Consider the following 20,331-nt stretch of genomic DNA (forward strand, 5'->3'; position numbering starts at 1 on the left):
GGGCCGGTGGTGGAAGACGCCCAAAACCGCGTGGAGGAAAGCGTGTCACGGACAGCCACTCAACGGCACTACCTGATGGTGAGACCGACGTACTTCGATGTCGAGTACTCGATCAACCCTTGGATGGACCCGAAGAAGCCCACTTACACCGAACTCGCCGTCGCGCAGTGGGAATGGCTGCACGACCTGTATGTCGACCTGGGACACCGTGTCGACCTGCTCGAACCGCTGCCCGGCCTGCCCGACATGGTGTTCGCGGCCAACGGCGCCACCGTGGTCGAAGGGCAGGTGCTCGTCGCGCGTTTCCAGCATATGCAGCGCTGCGGGGAGTCCGAGGCCTACCTGAAGTGGTTCCGCGCCAACGGGTACCGCTATGTGCGGCAGGCGCAGTGGATCAACGAGGGCGAGGGTGACTACCTCGTCGCCGGGAAGAAGATCCTCGCCGGGACCGGGTTCCGCACGAACCTCGAGGCGCACAACGAATCCCGTGAGTTCTTCGGGCGGCCGGTGGTCGGGCTGACCCTGATCGACCCGCGCTACTACCACCTCGACACCGCACTCGCCGTGCTCGACGACGACACGGTCATGTACTTCCCGGAGGCGTTCTCGGAGGACAGCCGTCTGGTGCTCAAGGAGATGTACCCGGACGCGATCCTGGCGTCCGAACGAGACGCCGCCGCGTTCGGGCTCAACGCCGTGTCCGATGGCAAGCACGTCGTGCTCCCGCAGGCCGCGACCGGGCTCACCGCCCAGCTGCGCGAACACGGTTTCGAACCGATCGGCGCCGACCTGTCCGAGTTGCTCAAGGCAGGCGGCAGCGTCAAATGCTGCACGCTGGAACTGCGTGCCGGGTAAGGAGAACAGATGGATTCCGCGCAGCCGGAAGCCGGCCGGACGCTCACCGTCCGGCGGGTTCTGACGGGCGCCGCGCTGATCGCGGTTCCGGTCGTGGTGGTGGTCGTGGTGCTCGGGCTCGGCTCGGCCTACGACCAGGGCCACACGGTGGCGGCGACCTCCACGCCGGGTAAGGCCGATCCGTACCCGCGACTGCTCATCGCACTTCCGGTGATCCTGGCCGCGTGCCACCTGGCCGGGCTGGCCGCGCGCCGGCTCGGCCAGCCCGCGGTCATCGGCGAGATCATCGCCGGTGTCCTGTTAGGACCGTCGCTGCTCGGTCTGCTCTGGCCTACGGGGTTCGCCTGGCTGTTCCCCGGCGACGTGGTCTCGATCGTGAACATCCTGGCGCAGCTGGGCCTGATCTTCTTCATGTACCTGGTCGGTTCGGAGATCGACCTCGACGCGGTACGGCGGCGCGGGTTCACCGCGGTGACGGTGAGCCAGGTGAGCATCGCGTTGCCGATGATCTCGGGCATCGTGCTGGCGCTGGGGCTGTACCCGGTCTTCGGCGGGGACGTCGGTTTCCTGAGCTTCGGCCTGTTCATCGCGGTGTCGATGAGCGTGACCGCTTTTCCGGTGCTGGCCAGGATCCTGACCGACCGCGGGATCGCGAAGACCACCTTGGGCGCACTGGCCTTGACGTGCGCCGCCGTCGACGACGTGGCGGCCTGGTGCCTGCTGGCGATCGTGATCGCGATCAGTCAGGGCGGCACGGGCAGCGAGGTCGTCCTGACCATCGCGCTGACCGTCGTCTTCGTGCTTCTGATGGCCTACGCGGTCCGCCCGGTGCTCGCGAAGTGGCTGCCGCGAGTTCCCGAGACGGCGGTGCTGGCGATCCTGCTCGCGGGGATCATGCTGTCGGCGCTGGCCACCGAGGAGATCGGCATCCACCCGATCTTCGGGGCGTTCCTGTTCGGCGTGATCGCGCCCCGCAAGGACCCGGTGGTGCGACGCGCAGCCGGCAAGCTGGGCAGTGTCACGGTGACCCTCCTGCTCCCGCTTTTCTTCGCCTACACGGGTTTGCACACGCAGTTCGGCCTGCTCGGCGAGGCGAGCCTGTGGGGGTGGTGCGCCCTGATCACGGCGGTGGCGGTATTCGGGAAATGGGTCGGCAGCACCACGGCCGCCCGGCTGACCGGCGTCGGCTGGCGCGATTCGCTGTCACTCGGGGCCTTGATGAACTGCCGAGGCCTGACCGAACTGGTCGTGCTCAACGTCGGCCTCCAGCTGAAGGTGATCAGCCCGACGGTGTTCGCGATGCTCGTGATCATGACGCTGGTCTCGACGATCGCCACCGCCCCCGCTCTCACCTTGATCGCCAAGCTCGGGAAGAAGTCCGCGAAGGATCTGGACAAGACCGCCGGTCCAGCGGCGGCGGAAAGTAGATAAGGACACCATGACCAGCAAGCAGGAAACCCTAGTCAGCACCTTCGCCGAGGTCGTGCTCGCCGACGAGGTCCGGGAGACCATCGGAAGCGAGTTGCGGTCCTTTCCGAACCCCGTCACCGATATCGACCGTTCGCTGGCCATGCTCCGGGTGGCCTTCTCGCGCCTGCCGATCGACCAGTTGCAGACGATCCTGGACTTCGGCAGGCACGTCGACACCCCCGGCGTCGCGCTGGTACGCAACCTGCCGGTGGACCCGGAACTGCCGGAGACGCCGATCGACGGTGGGCCCAGCAAGGAAAAAGAGACGTTCGTCGCCGAGAGCGTCCTTTTGGGACTGAGCCAGCTCCTCGGCGAGCCCGTCGGGTTCACCACCGAGAAGAGCGGCCGTCTCGTGCACGACGTCGTCCCGGTTTCGGCGGGCGCGCGCAGCCAGACCAACCAGAGCTCGCACGTGTTCTTGAACTTCCACAACGACATCGTGCACGACGAGGTCGGCCGGTACGACGTGTCCAATCCGGACTTCCTGGTGCTGAACTGCGTTCGCCAGGACGAGAACAAGGAAGCCGTCACCTACTACGCCGACGGCCGCGACATCTCGGCCGCCTTGAGTCCCGAGGTGCTCGACACCCTGCGCCGTCCGCTGTTCCGGCTGAACGCGCCGGGCAGTTACGTGCGTGACGTCGCCAAGGGGGAGGACGTGCTTTCCGACCTCGTACCGGTGATCTCCGGGCCGGCGGACTCGCCGGAGGTGGCGGTCTCGGCCAACGGCGTGGTGGGGGAGACCGTCGAGGCGGAGCAGGCGCTGGAGGAACTGCAGCGTATCTGCCGCGAGGTCGCGCACCAGGTCAAGCTGGAGCCGGGGACGGCGCTGCTGATCAACAATCGGAAGGGCCTGCACGCGCGGTCGCAGTTCTTCGCGCGGCACAACGGGCGGGACCGGTGGCTGCAGCGGACGTACATCCGGCGCAGCCTGTGGACGATCCGGTACCGGGGCACGGCGGAGGACCGGCGGGTGCACTGAGGTCAGGGCCGCCCCTTCGCGAGTGTCATGAAAGGGTCTTTCAGGACGAAATGTGTCCTGAAAGACCCTTTCATGACACCGCGTGCCCACCGCCATGTTCAAGAGCGGTGGAGGGCGGGTAACCGGTCGGCGAAGATCCAGAACCCTGACCGGGAGGAGTTCCGATGGCAGAGAAGTTACGGCCGCCGCAGCAGCAGGACCCGCCGGGCGTGACCTCGAAGATGGACCCGCTGCCCCGCGACTCCATGGAGGACTACGAGGGCCGTGACCTGCTGCGCGGCAAGCGCGCGCTGATCACCGGCGGCGACTCCGGGATCGGCCGCGCGGTGGCCATCGCCTTCGCTAAAGAGGGCGCCGACGTCGCGATCGCCTATCTCAACGAGCACGAGGACGCGAAGTACACCGAGGAACGCGTGCGAGCCGAAGGATGCGAGTGCCTTCTCTTGCCGGGCGATCTGGCCGAGGCGGCGCAGTGCCGGGAGATCGTCGCCCGCACCGTGAACGAACTCGGCGGGATCGACATCCTGGTCAACAACGTCGCCACGCAGTGGCCGGTCGACTCGCCGGAAGAACTCACCGACGAGCAGTGGACGCATACGTTCGACGTGAACATCCACAGCTTCTTCCGGGTGACGAACGCCGCGTTGCCGCATCTGGCGAAGGGTTCGGCGATCATCAACACCGGTTCGGTGAACGGCCTGCGGGGCAACAAGTCCCTCATCGACTACTCCGCGACCAAGGGCGCGGTGCACGCCTGGACCTACGCGATGGCGCAGGCCCTTGCCGAGCGTGGCGTACGGATCAACTGCGTTGCCCCTGGGCCGGTCTGGACACCGCTGATCCCGTCGACGTTCCCGCCCGAGAAGGTCGAGAAGTTCGGTCTGCAAGTCCCGTTCGAGCGGGCGGCCCATCCTGACGACCTCGCGCCGTCGTACGTCTTCCTGGCGTCCAACCGGCTTTCGTCGTACTACAGCGGTGAGGTGATCGCCGCGCTGGGCGGCGAGACGACCCCTGGTTGAGTAGTTCTACTTTTGCGGTGCGGCGGAAGACCCCGGCAAAATCGGTGAAGTCCGCTCACTGGGGCGGCGTTCACTGGGGAGAAACCATGAAACTCCGTCATGCCTTCACCACGCTTGCCGTCGCCGCGGGTCTGATCGGCGTGTTGGCGCCCGTCGCGGCAGCCGACGAACCGATCGCGAGCATCGACTTCTCCGCCGAACAAGGCGCTTCTCCGATCGACGGGAAGAGCGGGTATTGGGTCGACTCGCCCGAGCACGAGGTGGTGATCCGCGAGGTCGGTGACCTCTTGCGCGTCGACGCCGACGGCGACAACGGCTTCTCCTACTTCCGGCTCGACTTCAGCGCCCCGTCCGGCGCGCTTCAGGTCGGCACGTACGACCACGCCGGCGGCGCCCGTATCCTCGCCGTCGCCAACGGTCTGGGCTGCGCGGACGACCATTCGACGTTCACGATCAGCCGCGTCGAGCGTGGCGCCGAAGGGCTCACCGCCCTCGACGCCACGTTCGAACAGCGTTGTGGCGATCCCGCCGCGCCCGCTCTGCGCGGCGAGGTCCGCTACCGGCGCTGAGATCGAAGTGTGCCGGTAAACGATCGCCTTGAGAGGTGTCGAGACGTCCGGACCGGGTAACCGGCCGGAAAGACGTCAAGGAGGCACGATGGCGAGACGCGGAACGGCGGCCTTCGCCTGGTTCGGGCGGGCGTTCCGGGTTCGGGGCGAGGAACGACGGAGTCTGATCCAGACGACGAAAGCCGCCGCGGCGGCGGTGATCGCCTGGATCGTGGCGACGTCGGTACTGGGGCTGCCGCAGCCTTTTCTGGCGCCCTACGCGGCGGTGTTCCTTGTGCAGGCGACCGTCTACCGGTCCTTACGAGGCTGGGTCCAGCAGGTCGGCGCAGTCGCGGCCGGGGTGATGCTCGCCGCGGGAGCGGGCCAGTTCATCCCGTCGGTGACGGTGGCGCTCGGGGTGGTCATCTTCACCGGCCTGCTGATCGGGTCGTGGCGGGGGTTCGGCGATTCGGGGGTCTGGGTCGGGATCACCGGCATGCTGCTGGTCTCCTACGGCAACGCGACCGAACCCGTTCTGCTCGCGGACAGGCTGCTGGAGACCGCGCTGGGAGCGGCGATCGGAGCGGTGCTCAACGCCGTCGTCCTGCCCCCTCTGCACGGAGGGCACCTGGAGGGGGCGACGTGCCGGCTCGCTTCGGCGATCGGAGACGTCCTCAAGGACACCGCGGCGCTGGTCCGCGGCGGCGAACCGCCCGAAGCGGCCGAGCTCCTGAACGAGCGCATGCGCGATGTCCGGAGTCTGGTCATGGAGGCCGAGGACGCGATCGGGTGGACGCGGGAGAGCCGGTACCTGAATCTTCGTCGCCGCGGGAAGGCTCGGGAGGAACCGCTGGCCAACCTCGTCTCCCTGTGGCCACCGCTCGCCCAGTTGATCGACGCGGTGAGCGAAGCGGCCACGAGCGATCAGCCGTTCCGGCATCCCGGCGAGTACGCGCGCGGGGTGGTCGGCGATCTGCTCGAAGCCCTCGCCGAAGTGGCCCGTTCGGGTGATCCCGAGAAGCTTGATCGCTGCCGGAAGCTCGTCGAAGAGATCGACCACCTGCTCGTCACCCCCACGAACGAGGTCACGACGTCGATCGGGCTCGGGGCGATGGCGCTGCCCGCCCGCCGCCTCGTCCAGCGGCTCGACGCGGAGTGAGGCCGGCCTGGGATTGAGGGGAGGACGGCGGGGGTACACGGCGACCATGAGAGAACGATTCCATGGTCAGCTGCACGTTCTCGGCGAGCTGCTGGCGGATATGGGCGGCATGGCGTGCGAGGAACTTCGCCTGGCCAACCGCGTCTTCCTCGACCGCGACGTGGCCGCCGCCGCTGAACTGGCGACGGTCGAAGTCCGGTTGAACGCCGCGCGGACGGACTGCGAACTCACCGCGCAGCGCCTGCTGGCGCTGCAGGCGCCGGTCGCGGGCGATCTGCGGACGGTGCTCGCGGCGGTGTACTGCGCGGACCGGCTGGAGCGGATGGGCGATCTGGCCCAGCACATCGCCGAACAGGCCATGCGGACACCGGAATTCGCTGTCCCCGACGCCCTCACCGAACGGTTTCGCGAATTGGGCGGACTGGCTTGTTCGGTCGCGGACGACCTCGCCGCGACGATCGGTGACCCGACGGCCGAGGCCTTTCACTCGTTGGCCCGCGCGGACGAGCGCATCGATGCGATCTACGAGGACCTGATGGCGCTGGTGACAGGTCCTGAATGGACGGACGGCGTCGCCCCGGCGATTTCGGTGGCGCTGCTGGCGCGGTTCTATGAGCGCTTCGCCGACCAGGCCGTGTCGGTGGCCCGGCGGATGGATTTCGTGCTCACCGGGGAACTGCCCGAATCGGCCGTGCGGGACGCGCCCCGGGTGTCATGACGCGGGGTATTGACTCTCCCTCAGCAGGTTCGCGAGGTGGACGGCGTTGAGAGCCAAGGTCGAATTGGTCGATTCGACCGCGTCCGGCGTCTTGTCGAGGTCGTTGTAGTCGCCACCCTTCATGGCCTCGCCGTTCCAGTAGGTGCCGCCCTGCGCCGGCACACTGAACCCGGTGTCGTTGAGCGCCTGGAAGAGGTCGGCGGTGATCTTGTGCGCGCCGTCCTCGTTGCCGACGACGGCGGTGACCGCGACCTTGCCGAACATGGCGGGCCTGCCCTCGTCGTCGGTTTCGGACAGTGCGGAATCGAGCCGCTCCAGAACCCGTTGAGCCACGCTGGACATGTGGCCGACCCAGGTCGGCGTCGAGATCAGCAGGATGTCCGCGGCGGCGATCTTGCGCTGGATCTCCGGCCAAGCGTCGCCGTCGCCCATGTCGGCCTCCACGCCGGGTTTGACATCGTGGTCGACCACGCGCACCAGCTCACCGGTGGCGCCGTGTTCGGCCAGCTTGTCGAGAAGCTGTTGCGCGATCAGCCCGCTGCTGGTCGGGGCCGGGGACGGTTTGAGCGTGCACACCAGGGCGAGGGCCTTCAACGGCTTGGTCATCGTGCCTCCTGCTCAGGTCGGTGGCACGGATTCCCGCACGCCAGGGACATCAGGGCACGACGGAACCCGCTGTTCATGACGACCGGTTACCCGCTACGGGTTCGGAAAAACCTGTGTGAATCCGCCAGGTCCGGGTAAGCGTCGGGTATGCGTGCATTGGTGATCGGCTGGGCGAGTTTCCGTCACGGTGAGGCGACCGCGGGGGACGTGCTCGGCATGCGCCGGATCGCTGACGCGCTGGCCACCGGCGGGCTGCCGCACGACCTGGCGTGGAGCCCGGCCCATCGCCCGGAGGAGCTGAGCTATGAAAGCGTGGACCCGGCGCGCTACAGCCACGTCGTGTTCGTCGGCGGGAATCTGCACGGCTGGCAGATCCGTGAGGTGCACCGGCGGTTCGCCCACTGCTGGCGGGTCGCCGTCGGCGTCTCCGTGACCTCTCCGCAGGATGACGCGGTCACCGGATTCGACCAGGTGCTCGCGCGGGATCACGACGGGATCGGGGTGCCGGACCTCTCGATCGACGTCCCGACCGACCAGGTGCTGGTAACGGGCGTGATCCTGGCGCCGGAGCAGCGCGGTCACGGCCACTCGGCCCGGTATGCCGAGGTTCATGACTCGGTGACCGAGTGGATCGCCGGGGTGAACTGTGCCCGGGTGCCGCTCGACATGCGGCTGGCGGCTTCGAACTGGGAGCGTTGTGAGACACCGGATCAATTCACGTCAATACTGTCCCATTTGGACGTTGTGGTCACCACCCGCTTGCATGGCCTGGTGCTGAGTCTTCGCGCGGGGGTTCCAGCGCTGGTCGTCGACCCGATCGCCGGCGGCGGCAAGGTGACCGCGCAGGCCGACGCGCTCGGGTGGCCGGCACTCGTACCCGCCGAAGAGGCGACCGAGCCGGAGGCTCTCGATTCCTGGTGGCGCTGGTGTTCCTCGATTCAGGGCCGGGCCGTTGCCGCGCTTCGCGCGTTGCCGACGGACAACGGGCTGGTGCGGGATATGGTGAAGGCGCTCAAGACGGGGCCGGTGCTGTGACGGCGGGTTCGGTGGGCGACGGAGTTCGGGCTGGGGCAGGTTGAGGTCTCTTTGACGCTGTGGCCCGCCTGCCGCGCCGGGCTTCCGGACCGGTGCCGCTAGTGAGCTCGACGAACACGGTGCCTCTGGCGGGCGATTCAGGGCGCGTATAGACCGCAACGTCGTGCGCCGAGTTACGGGTGCGTGGTGAAGCCACAGGCACGCCTACGCCACGGCCCGGAGCGGGGGGTCGCGGTTCAGAACGGCGGCGGCTCTTCCTCGGGTTCAGGCCGTGGGTCGTGGAGTGGTTCGGGTGTCGCGTCGTAGGTGTGGCCGCTGGGAGTCGTGATCGTCATCCCGCCGTTCCCAGTGGGTTCTGCTGTCCAGCCGGGTTCGTCGCGGAGCAGGTTGTGGATTTTGCAATAGCCGTGGCAGTTATGGTGATCGGTCTTGCCATTCTGCGCCCACGTCACGATGTGATCGATCTCGGAGAACTCCGCCGGACGGTGACACCCCGGCTGGGTGCATTCCCGGTCCCGGGCTTTGATCAACCGTGCTAGCGACGCTGGTGATCGGTACTTGTCGACGCCGGCTTCCAAGAGCTGACCGGTGGCCGGGTCGGTGATCAACCGCGACCACGTTGAGTCGGGATCGGAGGCGATCTCGCGGACGAGCCAGTCTGGGATGTGCCCGTACCCGGCGAGGAACGCCGGATCGTTACGGGCGCTGGCCAGAGTCAGGAAATCGACGTAGACGTGGATGTGCGCCTTGGGCTTACCTTGGCCGTCTTCGGCCAACAGGCGTTCGGCGAACAGATCGGCCCGATGCTGATCCAACGTCTTGGACTTGTCGTTGTCCCGCCGAGTATGTGCCCCGCGGTCCAGTGAGGCATAAATAGAACCCGCGATTTCCGAGGGCAGATACCCGGAGAGGGTGGACATGGTCTCGCCCTCATGCCCCAGCGACACATGACGCATCGCACGTTTCTTCGCCGCCCGGTCGCGATAGCCGTCGGGGTCGTACTTCTGCACCGCCCAAGCGACCGAACTACGAATCGCCCCCGGGTCACGGCCGGCCAGACGGGACGACATGTGCTCGTCGACCAGCCCGGCGACCTCGTCGGACACTTCGCGGGTGAGCTGGGTGACCTTCGACGCCTTGAACAGATCGATGTCGCCACAGTCCAACGCCGCCAACGTCTTCGGCAGTCGCGACACCAGCGCGCAGGAGATTTCGAGGAGCAGGAACGCTTGATTACGAGAGACCGAGAAGCGTAGAGCGACCTCCTCGGTCACCGATCTTCGGGACCCACCGATTCCAGCGAACTGTGCTAACGCGCGCACCTGACGACCCTGCGCCCGCCGAAGCACCAACTCTTCAGCAAACGATGACTCGAGAAAGCGCGCGGCTTCCGGGTTGTAAGCAAGTGAAGTGATCATGCGTTGATAGTAGAAGAACGCCTATTCGGACGCACTTCTCAATCTGAGATTGTCCTGAGAAAATAGACTGCCCGGCGACCGGCATCAGCAAGTAAAGCTACCCACTCCACACCCGCTTTAACCATGCCAAGCACTCACAGGCCCACTCACAGACCACTGTGGACGTTTGGCACCGCACGACCGGGGTAGTCCGAAGCATGATCGGCGAGTCAGAGAGAAACACCCCCGCAGCGAAGGCGACCCGCGTGCGGATCGAGCGTGGCGGCCCCTTTCTGGTGGAGGGCCCGGTCGAGGTCGTCACGGACGACGGCGAGACGGTGACCTCGGACCGGTTCGTGGTCGCCCTCTGTGCCTGCCGACGCAGCAAGACCTATCCGTTCTGTGACACCAGCCACCGCCGCCGGTCACGGCAAAGGGTGCAGCGGCCGGAGCAGTGAGGTCTCACCGGCCGACCAGGCCTGCTTGAGGTGCTCGGTCAGCCGGTTCTCCAGCAGTTCGGTGGCCTGGATGCCCAAGGCGACGTCCGCCGCCAGTTCCGGCTCCCGGTCCAGCAGGTCCTCGACGACGTCGTGCCGCAGCACCTGTTCGTGCACGGCGTCGGCCTCGATGTGTTCGGTGTAGAACAGGCGGCATTCCGCCGCCCCGCCGAGCCGTTGCAGGGCCTCGTCCATCCGGCGGGCCGACGGTCCGGTGGTGATCTCGGTATGGGCGAAGTGCCCGACCAGCGCGCCGCGCAGGCTCCGGTGCAGGCCGAACAGCGACATCACGTTCACCGTCGCCAGCGTGCAGGCCGGAACCTGGTCGAGATAGGCGAGGTAGCCCGGCGACAGACCGGCCGCGGCCAGCAGATCGGCGAACAGCTGCGAATGCGCCCGATCCGCCCGGCCGCCACCGAATTCGTCGAACTCGACGGCGACCAGCGCCGCCTTGGCACGGCCCCGTAGCCGCGGGATCACCCACAGGTGCGGGTCGGCCTCTTTGAGGTGGTAGATCGACCGGTGCACGAAGAACTCCTCGACGTGCCACCATTCGCCCTTGTCGTGCAAGAAGTGCGAGACGCCCTCGCCGTCGACGGGCTCGACCAATAGTGCGTCGAGCAGGCCTTCGACGTCGTCCCCGCCGGGAACGGCGGCCCGGATCCCGTCGAGGAAGACGCGCTCCATGGCCGCCCGGAAACCGAGCAGGCGCGGGTCCCATTCCCAGCCGGCGTCCACTTCGGCGAAGCCCTGGTAGTGGAGTTCGTAGCAGATGTGCAGCGCCAGCTGGAGGTCTTCGCCGAACGGGTCCGCAGCCTCGGCCGCTTCGAGGTCGAAGTCGTCCCGGCTCCCGCCCGCCAGCGTGTCCACCACGGCGGCCGAGAGCGGGCCACGGATCTCGGGCAGCCTCGCGGCCACCTCATGGTCGATCATCGTCATGTCCCGGGAGTACCCGGTCTACGCGCGCGGAACCGTCTTCTTCGGCAGCGCGCGCACGGCCGGTCCTTGGATCACCGAACCGTCCAGGCCGAACCGCGAACCGTGGCAAGGGCAGTCCCAGGTCTTCTCCGCGTTGTTGAACGCGACCAGGCAACCGAGGTGGGTGCAGTGGGCACCGACGGCGTGCAGTTCGCCGCCGGGATCGCGGTAGGCGGCGATGAGTTCACTGCCGTCGCGGGTCACTTTGGCTTCGCCGGGCGCGAGTTCGTCCACTTTGGCGGGTTGACGCAGCGCGCTGAAGTGGTCACCGACCATGAACTTCGCCACCGTGGCGTTGTTCTCCACCGCCGTGATCGCGGAGCGGAGGTCGAAGCGGTTCGGGTCGTACAGATCCGCCGAAGGGTTTTCCCGCCCGAGCACCAGATCCGCCAGCAACAGCCCGGCCGCGGTGCCGCCGGTCATCCCCCATTGGCCGAAGCCCGTGGCGACCCAGAGATGGCGGGTGGCGGGGTGGTAGCGCCCGACGTACGGCACGGAATCCACAGTGGACAGATCATGTGCGGACCAGCGGTGGGTCACGCGGTGTACACCGGCGTGGCGGCTCGCCCAGCTCGCCAGCAGTTCGTAGCGGCTCTCGACGTCGACGGAGTCACCGACACGGTAGTGCTCGCCACCCGCGACAGCGTACGGAACGCCGTCGTTGAGGTAGCTCCGGACGGAATGGTGCGTGTCCGCGTCGAGGAACATTCCGCTGGGGGGCCGGTTCCCTTCGACCGGGCCGGCGACCACCAGGTCCCGCACCGGGTCGAGCCGGGCGAAGAACAGTCCACGGTCGAGCACGGGGAAATGGGTCGCCACCACGACTTCGCCTGCCCGTACTTCGCCGCTGCTGGTCAGCACCCGGGTGCCGCCGATTTCGTCGGCGCCTTCCGCGCGGACGCCCTCCACGATCGTGCCGCCCGCGCGCTCGATCTCGTCGGCCAGGCCGAGCAGCCACCGGCGAGGATGGAAATGAGCCTGGGCGGTGAATTTGACCGCGCCGAGCGCCGGGACGTCGAGGTCCACGTCGGTGACGTAGGACGCCGGCAGACCCGCTTCGGCGGCGGCTTCCGCTTCGCGCTCAAGGGTTTCCACGGTCTCTGCCCGGGTCGTGTAGACGAAGCTGTCGGCGCGGGTGAAGCCGCAGTCGATCCCGAGTTCGGCCGACGCGGCCGCGATCCAGTCCAAGGCCGCCGTTTGCGTGTAGGCGTACATCGCCGCCGCTTCCGCGCCCTTGTTCTTGGCCAGCGCGGCGTACTTCAGCCCGTGCTGCGTACTGATCTTCGCCGTGGTGTGCCCGGAAACACCCGCCGCGAGCCGGTTCGCCTCGAGGACCAGGACCGAGCGGCCGGCCCGTGCCAAGCGGTAGGCCGTCGTGAGACCCGCGATGCCGCCGCCGAGGACGGCGACGTCGATCTCCGCCGGCAGCGGCGTGCCGGTGCGATCGGGGGCGGGGGCGGTGTCGAGCCACAGTGAACGTGTTCCGGGCAACTCGGTCATGGCGCGGGGATTCCCGCACGACAACGCGGTCAAACCAGCGGCGAACGAGTTTCGGGTTCACTCGAACGGGTAGTTCTCGGCTATGAACACAGCCCCCAAGCCCCCTGAGGAAAAGAACATCTTCGTCATCGGTCTGGACGAGGGCAACGATGAGGTCCTGCGGCGGATCCCCGGCGCGGACGGATATCGCTTTCACCCCTTGCTTTCGGTCGAGGAACTCCAGCACGGTGAGATCCTGATCGTCGAACTCATGGAAAAGGCACAGGCGCATCTGGACGCCTTCGACGGCACGATCGACGCGATCGTCAGCTACTGGGACTTCCCGTCCTCGACGATGGTGGCGATGCTGTGCGAGAAGTACGGTCTGCCCGGCGTATCGCTGGAGGCTGTGCTCAAGTGCGAGAACAAGTATTGGAGCCGCATCGAACAGTCGAAGGTGATCGACGAGGTACCGCCCTTCGGAATCGTCGATCTGGACGAGGAAGACCCTCGGCCACCTGCCGCGGTGAGCTACCCCATGTGGCTCAAGCCGGTGAAGTCGTTCTCGTCGGAATTGGCCTTCCACGTCACCGATGAGGACACGTTCGAGAAAGCCGTCGCCGAGATCCGCGCCGGTGTCGGCCGGGTCGGCGATCCCTTCGATCTCGTCCTCGGCAAGATCCAGCTCCCCGCGGAGGTGGCCGACGTCGGGGGAGCGGCTTGTCTCGCGGAAGGCGAGCTCAGCGGCGTCCAGGCCGCGACCGAAGGGTACGTCTATAAAGGACAAGCCACGGTCTACGGCGTCCTGGATTCGATCAACTACCCCGAATCGCACTGCTTTCAGAGACATCAGTATCCGTCGCAGCTGCCCGACGACGCGGTCCGGCGGATGAAGGAGATCTCGGTCCGGGTGATGGAACACATCGGCTTCGACAACGCCACCTTCAGCATCGAGTTCTTCTGCCACCCCGATTCCGGGCAGGCCTGCCTGCTGGAGATCAACCCCAGGCATTCGCAGTCGCACGCTGAACTGTTCGAGTACGTCGACGGCCAGGCCAACCACCAGATCATGGTGGAACTGGGTCTCGGCCGGGATCCCGGCGAGCGGCGGCATCGCGGTGACTACCAGATCGCGGGCAAGTGGTACTACCGCCGTTTCGAGGACGCGCTCGTCACCCGGGTTCCGTCCCGGGCCGAGATCGCCACACTGCAGGAGGAGATCCCGGGGGTGAAGATCGAGGTGGTGGCCGAAAAGGGCGTTCGCCTCTCGGATCTGCCCGAACAGGACAGCTACAGCTACGAACTCGCGCATCTCTTCGTCGCGGCGCAGACCGAGCGGGAGATGGAGCAGAAATACCGCCGGTGCACCGAGGCGCTGCGGTTCGACTTCGAGGAGGGATAGCCCATGCGGACGGTGGCTTCGCTGCCGTATGAGATCACCGAATCCGAGCACGTCTGGATCACGGTGTCCGACGGAATCAGGCTTTCGGCGAGGATCTGGCGGCCGGTGGCTTCGGACAGTGAGCCGGTCCCGGCGATCCTCGAGTACATCCCGTACCGCCATCGGGATCTGACGTCGGTGCGGGACTCGATCCACCACCCCTACCTGGCGGGGCACGGGTATGCCTGTGTCCGCGTGGACATCCGTGGTTCGGGGGAGTCGGAGGGCGTGCTCGCCGACGAGTACCTGGAGCGGGAGCAACTCGACGCGGAGGACGTCCTCGACTGGATCGCGGACCAGCCTTGGTGCACCGGGCGGACCGGGATGATGGGCATCTCCTGGGGTGGTTTCGCCGCGCTGCAGACCGCCGCGCGCAAACCCCCGGGCCTGGCCGCGATCGCGATCTCGTCGTTCACCGACGACCGGTACGCCGACGACATGCACTACATGGGCGGCTGCCTGCTTTCGGACAACGTGGCCGAGGCGTCCACGATGTTCGCCTACAGCACGTTGCCGCCCGACCCGGCGCTGGCGGGGGACCGGTGGCGGGACCTGTGGCACGAACGGCTGGAGAACTGCAGCCTCTGGATCGGTGAGTGGCTGAGCCACCAACGGCGTGACGACTACTGGCGGCACGCGTCGGTCTGTGAGAACTACAGCGACATCCAGGTGCCGGTGCTCGCGTCCAGTGGCTGGGCGGACGGCTACTCGAATGCGGTCTCCCGTCTGCTGGCCAACCTCGATGTCCCCCGGCGCGGGCTGATCGGCCCGTGGTCGCACAAGTACCCGCATCTGGGGCAGCCCGGCCCGGCGATCGGCTACCTGCAGGAACTCGTGCGCTGGTGGGACCACTGGCTGAAGGACGTCGAGAACGGCGTCATGGACGGGCCGATGCTGCAGACCTGGATGCAGGACAGCGTGCCCCCTTCGACGTCGTACGAGGACCGGCCCGGCCGCTGGGTGGGGGAGCCGTCCTGGCCCTCGCCGCACGTGCACCCGTCGGAGCACCGCCTGGCCCGGCACCGGATCGCCCGTCCCGGCGAAGAGGTCCCGGTGGAGAATCTGCAGGTGGAGTCCCCGCTTTCGGTCGGCCAGTTCGCCGGCAAGTGGGCGTCCTACAGCGCTCCGCCCGACCTGCCCTACGACCAGCGGGAAGAGGACGGCGGGTCGCTCGTCTTCGACACCGACGAACTCACCGAGCCGTGCGAGATCCTCGGTTCGCCGGTGGTGGATCTGGAGGTCTCCGCGAACAAGCCGGTGGCGATGGTCGCCGTCCGGCTGTCCGACGTCGCTCCGGACGGTCGCGCCACTCGCGTGACCTACGGGCTGCTGAACCTGACCCACCGCGACGGGCACGACGATCCCGAACCGCTGGAGCCGGGCAAGCCCTACCGGGTGCGGATCGAACTCAACGCCGTCGCGCAGGCCTTCCCCGCCGGGCACCGGATCCGGCTGTCGCTCTCGTCGTCGTACTGGCCGCTGGCCTGGCCACCGCCGGAATCGGCGCGGGTGACCGTCCACACCGGACAGAGTTCGCTCACCCTTCCGGTCCGGCCGATGGCCGAGTCGGACGAGGTGTCGGCGCGGCCGTTCGACGAGCCCGAAGGCGCGGAACCGTTGCCTGCCACCCAGCTCGAACCAGGAGAACAGCGCTGGACCGTCTCCCGTGACCTGATCGAGTACCGGTCCGCGCTCGAGATCGTGAAGAACGCGGGCAAGGTCCGGTTCGAAGACATCGATCTCGACGTCACCAGGAACGTGCTCGAACGGTACTCGTGGGTGGCCGACGACTTCTGTTCCCCCGTCGCGGAAACCGCTTGGTCGATGACCTTCGCGCGCGACGGCTGGGAGGCCCGGACCGAGACCCGCACGCGGGTTTCCTGCACCCCGACCGAATTCGTCATCGACGCCCAGCTCGACGGCTATGAGGGAGACCGCAGGACCTACTCCCGCAACTGGCATCGAGCGGTTCCCCGGGATCAGGTCTAGGAAGTGTAGCGACGCGGTGAGCGGGGTAGCCCGGAAGTAGCGGCCGGTGCAGCGAGGTTGTACGTCCTCCGGCCGCGAGGTGACCCGGCGCGGGCAGCCCCGGCGAAGCAGGGAAGCCGGCGCGCCGGTCACCGAGACCAAGGTCATCCGTGACCCTGGCCTCGCTGACCGGGTCGTCAGCCCCGCACGACGAGCAGGTCCACGACGTCCTCGGGGCTTTCCAGTTCCGCGAACCGGGTCCGCTGCCGGTCTGCCCCACTCCCCTCGGCGAACAGCCGGGCGCAGCCGTCGCGCACGAAGTCCAGATCGCCGGTCGAGTCCAGCGCGGCCGCGGCGAAGTCCACGACGTCGCCGACGACTTCGGTCGTGGGCGCGAGATCGCCGGTGCGAGGATGGGGACACCGCCCGGACAGCCCGTCCCGCGAGGCACGCCAGAGATGGGCGCGCAGCACTTCGTTGGACAGACCCGATGCCGGCTTTTCGTCGTCGAGGATCGTCGTGACGAGCCCGCGGATCAGGACGCCGAGCAGCACCGCATCCTCCGGCGTCGCCGCGACATCGGAAAACCGGAACTCCACCGTCGGTTGCGCTTCGGAAAGCCTTACGTCCCAATAGACCATCTTGCGGTCGAGGATCGCGCCCGCCCGCAGCCAGGCGTCCACGATGCTCTCGTAGTGGTCCAGTGACGTGAACTCCGGCGGCGGCCCGGTCGACGGCCAGCGGGTCCATTGCTGGTACCGCCAGCTGCTGTAGCCGGTGTCGAAACCGTCCGAGATGGCGGAGTTCGCGGTGAGCGTCAGCAAGGCGGGCAACCAGGGCCGGATACGCGTGATCAGCCGCACGCCCGTCTCGCGATCGGGGATCGCGATGTGGACATGGCAGCCGCAAGTGTGCGAAGTCCGCGCCGTGGCACCGAAATGCTCGGCCATCCGCTCGTAACGGGGGTTAGGGGTGATATGCGGCAAGCCGAGCTCGGCCACCGGCGGGCTTCCGCAGGGGAGGAGACGGCAGCCGCGCTGGGCCGCGGCCTCGGCGAGCTCGGTTCGCAGGCCCCGCAACTGCTTCAACGCCTCGTCGTGCGTGCTGCAGATACCGGTCGCGGATTCCACTTGCGATCGGGTGAGCTCGTGCTGTAGTTCCCCTTCGCCTTCCGAGGCGGAGTCGACTACGGTGTCCCCGCTCTGGGAGAGATGTCCTTCGGAGTCCACGATGAAGAACTCTTCTTCGATACCGAAAGTGAGGTCGTCGGTCACGGAAGGGGGAATACCCTGGGCCGGAATCGGCAAACCTGTTTTCCCGGTGCGGGGAGGGGGTATTAGCTGTCATGGACCTCGTCTCGCCGGAGCCGCCGTACCTGCTGGCCGCACAGGCCTCGTCCGTAGTGCGCCAGTTGTACCGGCGCGTGCGGGACGGCGAGCTGGACTCCGCCGCCGATCTCAACCGGACGCTCGGAGCTTTGCGCCAGTTGGCCGACGACCTCACCCACGTCCTCCCGGCGCTGCAGGAGCAACTCGAGCAGAGCCTGATGGACGGCGGGCTCCCGCGAGTGGGCCCGGCGGCCGAGGCCTGGGACACCGTGGCGGCGGTGGGCCAGGGCCTCGACGACGCGCGGACGGCGGGAGAGCTGCTGGCGCAGGAACTGCGGACGTCGCAGGAGATGCTCAGCGGCCTGGCCGCCCCGCTCGACGGCTGACCGGCTCCTTCACGAACGCACCACCGCCACCGGGCAGTGCGCGTGGTGCAGGGCGTCGTCGCTGACCGAGCCCAGCAGCAGGCGCTTCAGGTCACCACGATCGCTCCGGCCGAGCACCAGTAACGCCGCGTCCGTGGACTGTCCGGTCAGCGCCTGCCCGGCCGGGCCGATACCGTGCACGATCCGCACGGAGACCTCCGGATAGCGCTCCTGCCAGGGTTTCAGCTGCCTGTCGACGAGTTCGTCGGCGATCTCCTGCGGGATGGCGGGCGCGGGATCCAGCACCGGGCCACCGAGCAGCGGCTCAGCTGCCGGGCCCCACACCGGAATCCTCGCGACGTGAACGGCGTGCACTGCGAGACCGTGCCGTGCCGCGAAGTCGAACGCGAACCCTGCCGCCTGAGTGCTCTGTTCGGAACCGTCGGTGCCGAGGACCACCGGTCCGCTCGGGGCGGGCTCTTCACCGCGCACGACCACGACCGGCCGTCCGGCGGTCCGGGTGACGCCGGATTCGGTGGAACCGAGGACAGCTCGGGTGAACACGCCGGTATGGGATTCGCCGAGCACGATCATCGCGGCGTCCGTCTCGTCGGCGACCGTGGTCAGCACGACGTCGGGAGTACCGCCGCGGACGACGGTGCGGACGTCGAGATCCGGGTCGGTGCGCTGGATCGCTTCCGCCATCGAAGCCAGCTGCCTCCGGGCAGATTCCACGGCGTCCGCCTCGTCGGCGGCCGCCGGGACGACGACCGCCGCCATCGGCGCCGCGACGAGGTCGGCACCGGGCGGTGGCAAGCGATCCCTAGTGCAGTAGGCGAGCACCAAGCCGCGATCCAGGGCCTTCGCCTCGGCCACCGCCCAGCGAACGGCCCGGCGGGCCTCCGGTGAACCGTCGAACCCGGTCACCACCGGGCCGGTCCGAGTCTGTGCAGGGGACATAGACCATCACCTCCGACCTGCGGGATGTACCCGTTCTGGGCGATCTTCAAGCAGACAACGGTTTCGCAGCGCGCCGCGCCGGGGTACTTCCCCGTATGACTTCCCTGTCGGAGGCCCCAGCTTTTCCTGCGAAGCGCGCCTTTTCAGTGCCCGCCCAGCCGCGGGTGCGTCAAGACGGCGAGGGCCGTCTCCGCCTGCATGTGAGCAGGCCGGCCAAGGGGACCGCTGTCGTCAAGGTGAGCGGCGAGGTCGACCTCGGCACCGCGCCGCGGTTGTGGCAGATGCTCAGTGAGCGGCTCCACGGCCACGGCGCGAAGCTGATCGTCAACCTGTCCGAGCTTGATTTCTTCGGTGTGGCCGGTTTTCGGGTGCTCGAGCGGGCGCAACTGCTCGCCGACGAGAGGGGAACTCTCTTGTTCATCCACCCCGGCGAGTGCCGGTCGGCGCGCCGGATGCTCGACCTCTACGACGGAGACGGCCTCCGAACTCTCTAGACACCGCGACATAAACCGCGACATAAGCGCCCTGGGCTTCTGTCCAGGGCCTTTGTCGCGTTCGTGATCCATCACAACGACTTCCGGCGAAGTCTGGAGAATTCCCCACCGTCGCACCGGCCCGTGGACCGCAGGATGTGAGGACGCATTACCGCGCGGTAACAACAACGGTGTTGGAGGCTGGAATGGCGCTGGGCAGGCGGTTCAAAGTGGGGCTGGTGGCACTCGCGGCCGTGGCGGCGGTGACCGTGGCGGCGGCTCCGGTGCAGGCCGGGCAACTGGAGTACGTCGCGCTAGGCGATTCGGCCGCCGCGGGACCGCTGATCCCGGATCAGGACCCCAACCTGCTTTGCCTGCGCTCCGACCACGACTATCCGGCGATCGCGGCGGCGTCACTCGGGGCGAAACTGGCCGACGTGACGTGTTCCGGTGCGGTGACGGCGGATTTCGCGAACCGCCGGTTCGGCATCCTGGCGCCCCAGTTCGACGCGCTCAAGCCGACGACCGGCCTGGTGTCCATCACGGTGGGCGCCAACGACTCCGGGCTCTTCCAGCAGGCACTGAGCTGTATCAACCTGCTGCCCGAACCGGCGGGCCTCTCCTGCGCCGACCGGCTCACCGCGGGAGGCAAGGACCCGCTCGCCGACTCGGTCCGGGCGTGGGGCCCGAAACTCGGTGAGGCGCTGGAGGAAATCCGCGCCAGGGCACCGCGCGCGAAGATCCTCGTGACCGGGTACGGCACCTACATCCGGCGCGACGGCTGCCATCCGGTCCAGCCCGTCTGGGCGCGGGACGCGAATTACCTGCAGAGTGTCATGAACCTGATCAGCTCCACCGCTCGTGAGCAGGCTCAGGCGCACGGCGCGACGTTCGTCGACTTCGCCTCGCTCACCGTCGGCCACGACATCTGCGCCGCACCGCGCGATCGCTACCTCGAAGGCCTGATCCCCGCGCACGCCGCGGCCCCGCTGCACCCGAACGCGCAGGGGATGGCGGTGTTCGGCGCCGCGATCGCGAAGGCGGCGCGCTGAG

Annotated in this window: 20 protein-coding genes; 14 read left to right on the forward strand and 6 right to left on the reverse strand. The window is 67.7% G+C overall.

The window, feature by feature from the left end; all coding sequences use genetic code 11:
• Positions 1-6: 6 nt before the first annotated feature.
• The 7 genes from ddaH to ACLJRL_RS28625 all read left to right on the forward strand — a co-directional run bounded on the left by ddaH (position 7) and on the right by ACLJRL_RS28625 (position 6,751).
• Positions 7-855: a dimethylargininase gene (gene ddaH, locus ACLJRL_RS28595; RefSeq protein WP_410659403.1), complete on the forward strand. Its 849-nt coding sequence runs from the start codon at positions 7-9 to the stop codon at positions 853-855.
• Positions 856-864: 9 nt separating this feature from the next.
• Complete coding sequence (locus tag ACLJRL_RS28600; protein WP_410659404.1) at positions 865-2,286, forward strand: cation:proton antiporter; 1,422 nt, start codon at positions 865-867, stop codon at positions 2,284-2,286.
• A 7-nt stretch (positions 2,287-2,293) separates the two neighbouring features.
• Positions 2,294-3,307 (forward strand): TauD/TfdA family dioxygenase, encoded by a 1,014-nt coding sequence (locus ACLJRL_RS28605; RefSeq protein ID WP_410659405.1) that lies wholly within the window; start codon positions 2,294-2,296, stop codon positions 3,305-3,307.
• Between the two features lie 164 nt (positions 3,308-3,471).
• Positions 3,472-4,326: an SDR family oxidoreductase gene (locus tag ACLJRL_RS28610; RefSeq protein ID WP_410659406.1), complete on the forward strand. Its 855-nt coding sequence runs from the start codon at positions 3,472-3,474 to the stop codon at positions 4,324-4,326.
• Positions 4,327-4,412: 86 nt separating this feature from the next.
• Positions 4,413-4,895: a hypothetical protein gene (locus ACLJRL_RS28615; protein ID WP_410659407.1), complete on the forward strand. Its 483-nt coding sequence runs from the start codon at positions 4,413-4,415 to the stop codon at positions 4,893-4,895.
• 88 nt (positions 4,896-4,983) lie between these two features.
• Complete coding sequence (locus ACLJRL_RS28620; RefSeq protein ID WP_410659408.1) at positions 4,984-6,033, forward strand: FUSC family protein; 1,050 nt, start codon at positions 4,984-4,986, stop codon at positions 6,031-6,033.
• 46 nt (positions 6,034-6,079) lie between these two features.
• Positions 6,080-6,751, forward strand: coding sequence for a phosphate signaling complex PhoU family protein (locus ACLJRL_RS28625; RefSeq protein WP_410659409.1), 672 nt, complete (start codon positions 6,080-6,082; stop codon positions 6,749-6,751).
• On the opposite strand, the gene ACLJRL_RS28630 is transcribed toward ACLJRL_RS28625, so the two are convergent.
• On the reverse strand, positions 6,746-7,357 hold the full coding sequence (locus ACLJRL_RS28630; RefSeq protein ID WP_410659410.1) for a flavodoxin family protein: 612 nt from the start codon (positions 7,355-7,357) through the stop codon (positions 6,746-6,748). The genes ACLJRL_RS28625 and ACLJRL_RS28630 overlap by 6 nt on opposite strands.
• A 147-nt stretch (positions 7,358-7,504) precedes the next feature.
• On the opposite strand from ACLJRL_RS28630, the gene ACLJRL_RS28635 reads away from it, so the two are divergent.
• A complete protein-coding gene (locus tag ACLJRL_RS28635; RefSeq protein WP_410659411.1) occupies positions 7,505-8,392 on the forward strand; it encodes a polysaccharide pyruvyl transferase family protein in 888 nt (295 codons plus the stop codon).
• 236 nt (positions 8,393-8,628) lie between these two features.
• Here ACLJRL_RS28635 and ACLJRL_RS28640 read toward each other — a convergent pair whose 3' ends face one another.
• A complete protein-coding gene (locus tag ACLJRL_RS28640; protein ID WP_410659632.1) occupies positions 8,629-9,666 on the reverse strand; it encodes a DUF222 domain-containing protein in 1,038 nt (345 codons plus the stop codon).
• A gap of 341 nt (positions 9,667-10,007) precedes the next feature.
• On the opposite strand from ACLJRL_RS28640, the gene ACLJRL_RS28645 reads away from it, so the two are divergent.
• Positions 10,008-10,247 carry a CDGSH iron-sulfur domain-containing protein gene (locus ACLJRL_RS28645; RefSeq protein ID WP_410659412.1) on the forward strand — a complete coding sequence of 80 codons (240 nt, stop codon included), beginning with the start codon at positions 10,008-10,010 and terminating at the stop codon, positions 10,245-10,247.
• On the opposite strand, the gene ACLJRL_RS28650 is transcribed toward ACLJRL_RS28645, so the two are convergent.
• Positions 10,215-11,225, reverse strand: coding sequence for an iron-containing redox enzyme family protein (locus ACLJRL_RS28650; RefSeq protein ID WP_410659413.1), 1,011 nt, complete (start codon positions 11,223-11,225; stop codon positions 10,215-10,217). The two genes, ACLJRL_RS28645 and ACLJRL_RS28650, sit on opposite strands and share 33 nt — an antisense overlap.
• Before the next feature lie 18 nt (positions 11,226-11,243).
• Complete coding sequence (locus tag ACLJRL_RS28655) at positions 11,244-12,764, reverse strand: FAD-dependent oxidoreductase (RefSeq protein WP_410659414.1); 1,521 nt, start codon at positions 12,762-12,764, stop codon at positions 11,244-11,246.
• Positions 12,765-12,846: 82 nt separating this feature from the next.
• Between ACLJRL_RS28655 and ACLJRL_RS28660 the strand changes: the two genes are divergently transcribed.
• The gene (locus ACLJRL_RS28660; protein WP_410659415.1) at positions 12,847-14,145 is read left to right on the forward strand and encodes an acetyl-CoA carboxylase biotin carboxylase subunit family protein; all 1,299 of its coding nucleotides are present in this window, start codon (positions 12,847-12,849) and stop codon (positions 14,143-14,145) included.
• Between the two features lie 3 nt (positions 14,146-14,148).
• Positions 14,149-16,173, forward strand: a complete 2,025-nt coding sequence (locus ACLJRL_RS28665) for a CocE/NonD family hydrolase (RefSeq protein WP_410659416.1) — start codon at positions 14,149-14,151, stop codon at positions 16,171-16,173.
• A 176-nt stretch (positions 16,174-16,349) separates the two neighbouring features.
• Here the strand turns inward: ACLJRL_RS28665 and ACLJRL_RS28670 are convergent, their stop codons facing one another.
• Positions 16,350-17,426: a glutamate--cysteine ligase gene (locus ACLJRL_RS28670; RefSeq protein WP_410659417.1), complete on the reverse strand. Its 1,077-nt coding sequence runs from the start codon at positions 17,424-17,426 to the stop codon at positions 16,350-16,352.
• Positions 17,427-17,497: 71 nt separating this feature from the next.
• Here ACLJRL_RS28670 and ACLJRL_RS28675 point away from each other — a divergent pair, with 71 nt between their 5' ends.
• Positions 17,498-17,866: a hypothetical protein gene (locus ACLJRL_RS28675; protein WP_410659418.1), complete on the forward strand. Its 369-nt coding sequence runs from the start codon at positions 17,498-17,500 to the stop codon at positions 17,864-17,866.
• Positions 17,867-17,875: 9 nt separating this feature from the next.
• Here ACLJRL_RS28675 and ACLJRL_RS28680 read toward each other — a convergent pair whose 3' ends face one another.
• Positions 17,876-18,805, reverse strand: coding sequence for a universal stress protein (locus ACLJRL_RS28680; RefSeq protein ID WP_410659419.1), 930 nt, complete (start codon positions 18,803-18,805; stop codon positions 17,876-17,878).
• A 146-nt stretch (positions 18,806-18,951) separates the two neighbouring features.
• Between ACLJRL_RS28680 and ACLJRL_RS28685 the strand changes: the two genes are divergently transcribed.
• Positions 18,952-19,299: an STAS domain-containing protein gene (locus tag ACLJRL_RS28685; protein WP_410659420.1), complete on the forward strand. Its 348-nt coding sequence runs from the start codon at positions 18,952-18,954 to the stop codon at positions 19,297-19,299.
• A gap of 185 nt (positions 19,300-19,484) precedes the next feature.
• Positions 19,485-20,330 carry an SGNH/GDSL hydrolase family protein gene (locus ACLJRL_RS28690; protein ID WP_410659421.1) on the forward strand — a complete coding sequence of 282 codons (846 nt, stop codon included), beginning with the start codon at positions 19,485-19,487 and terminating at the stop codon, positions 20,328-20,330.
• Position 20,331: the final 1 nt, after the last annotated feature.

The organism is Amycolatopsis sp. lyj-112 (assembly GCF_046549055.1).
Classification (GTDB): Bacteria; Actinomycetota; Actinomycetes; order Mycobacteriales; family Pseudonocardiaceae; genus Amycolatopsis.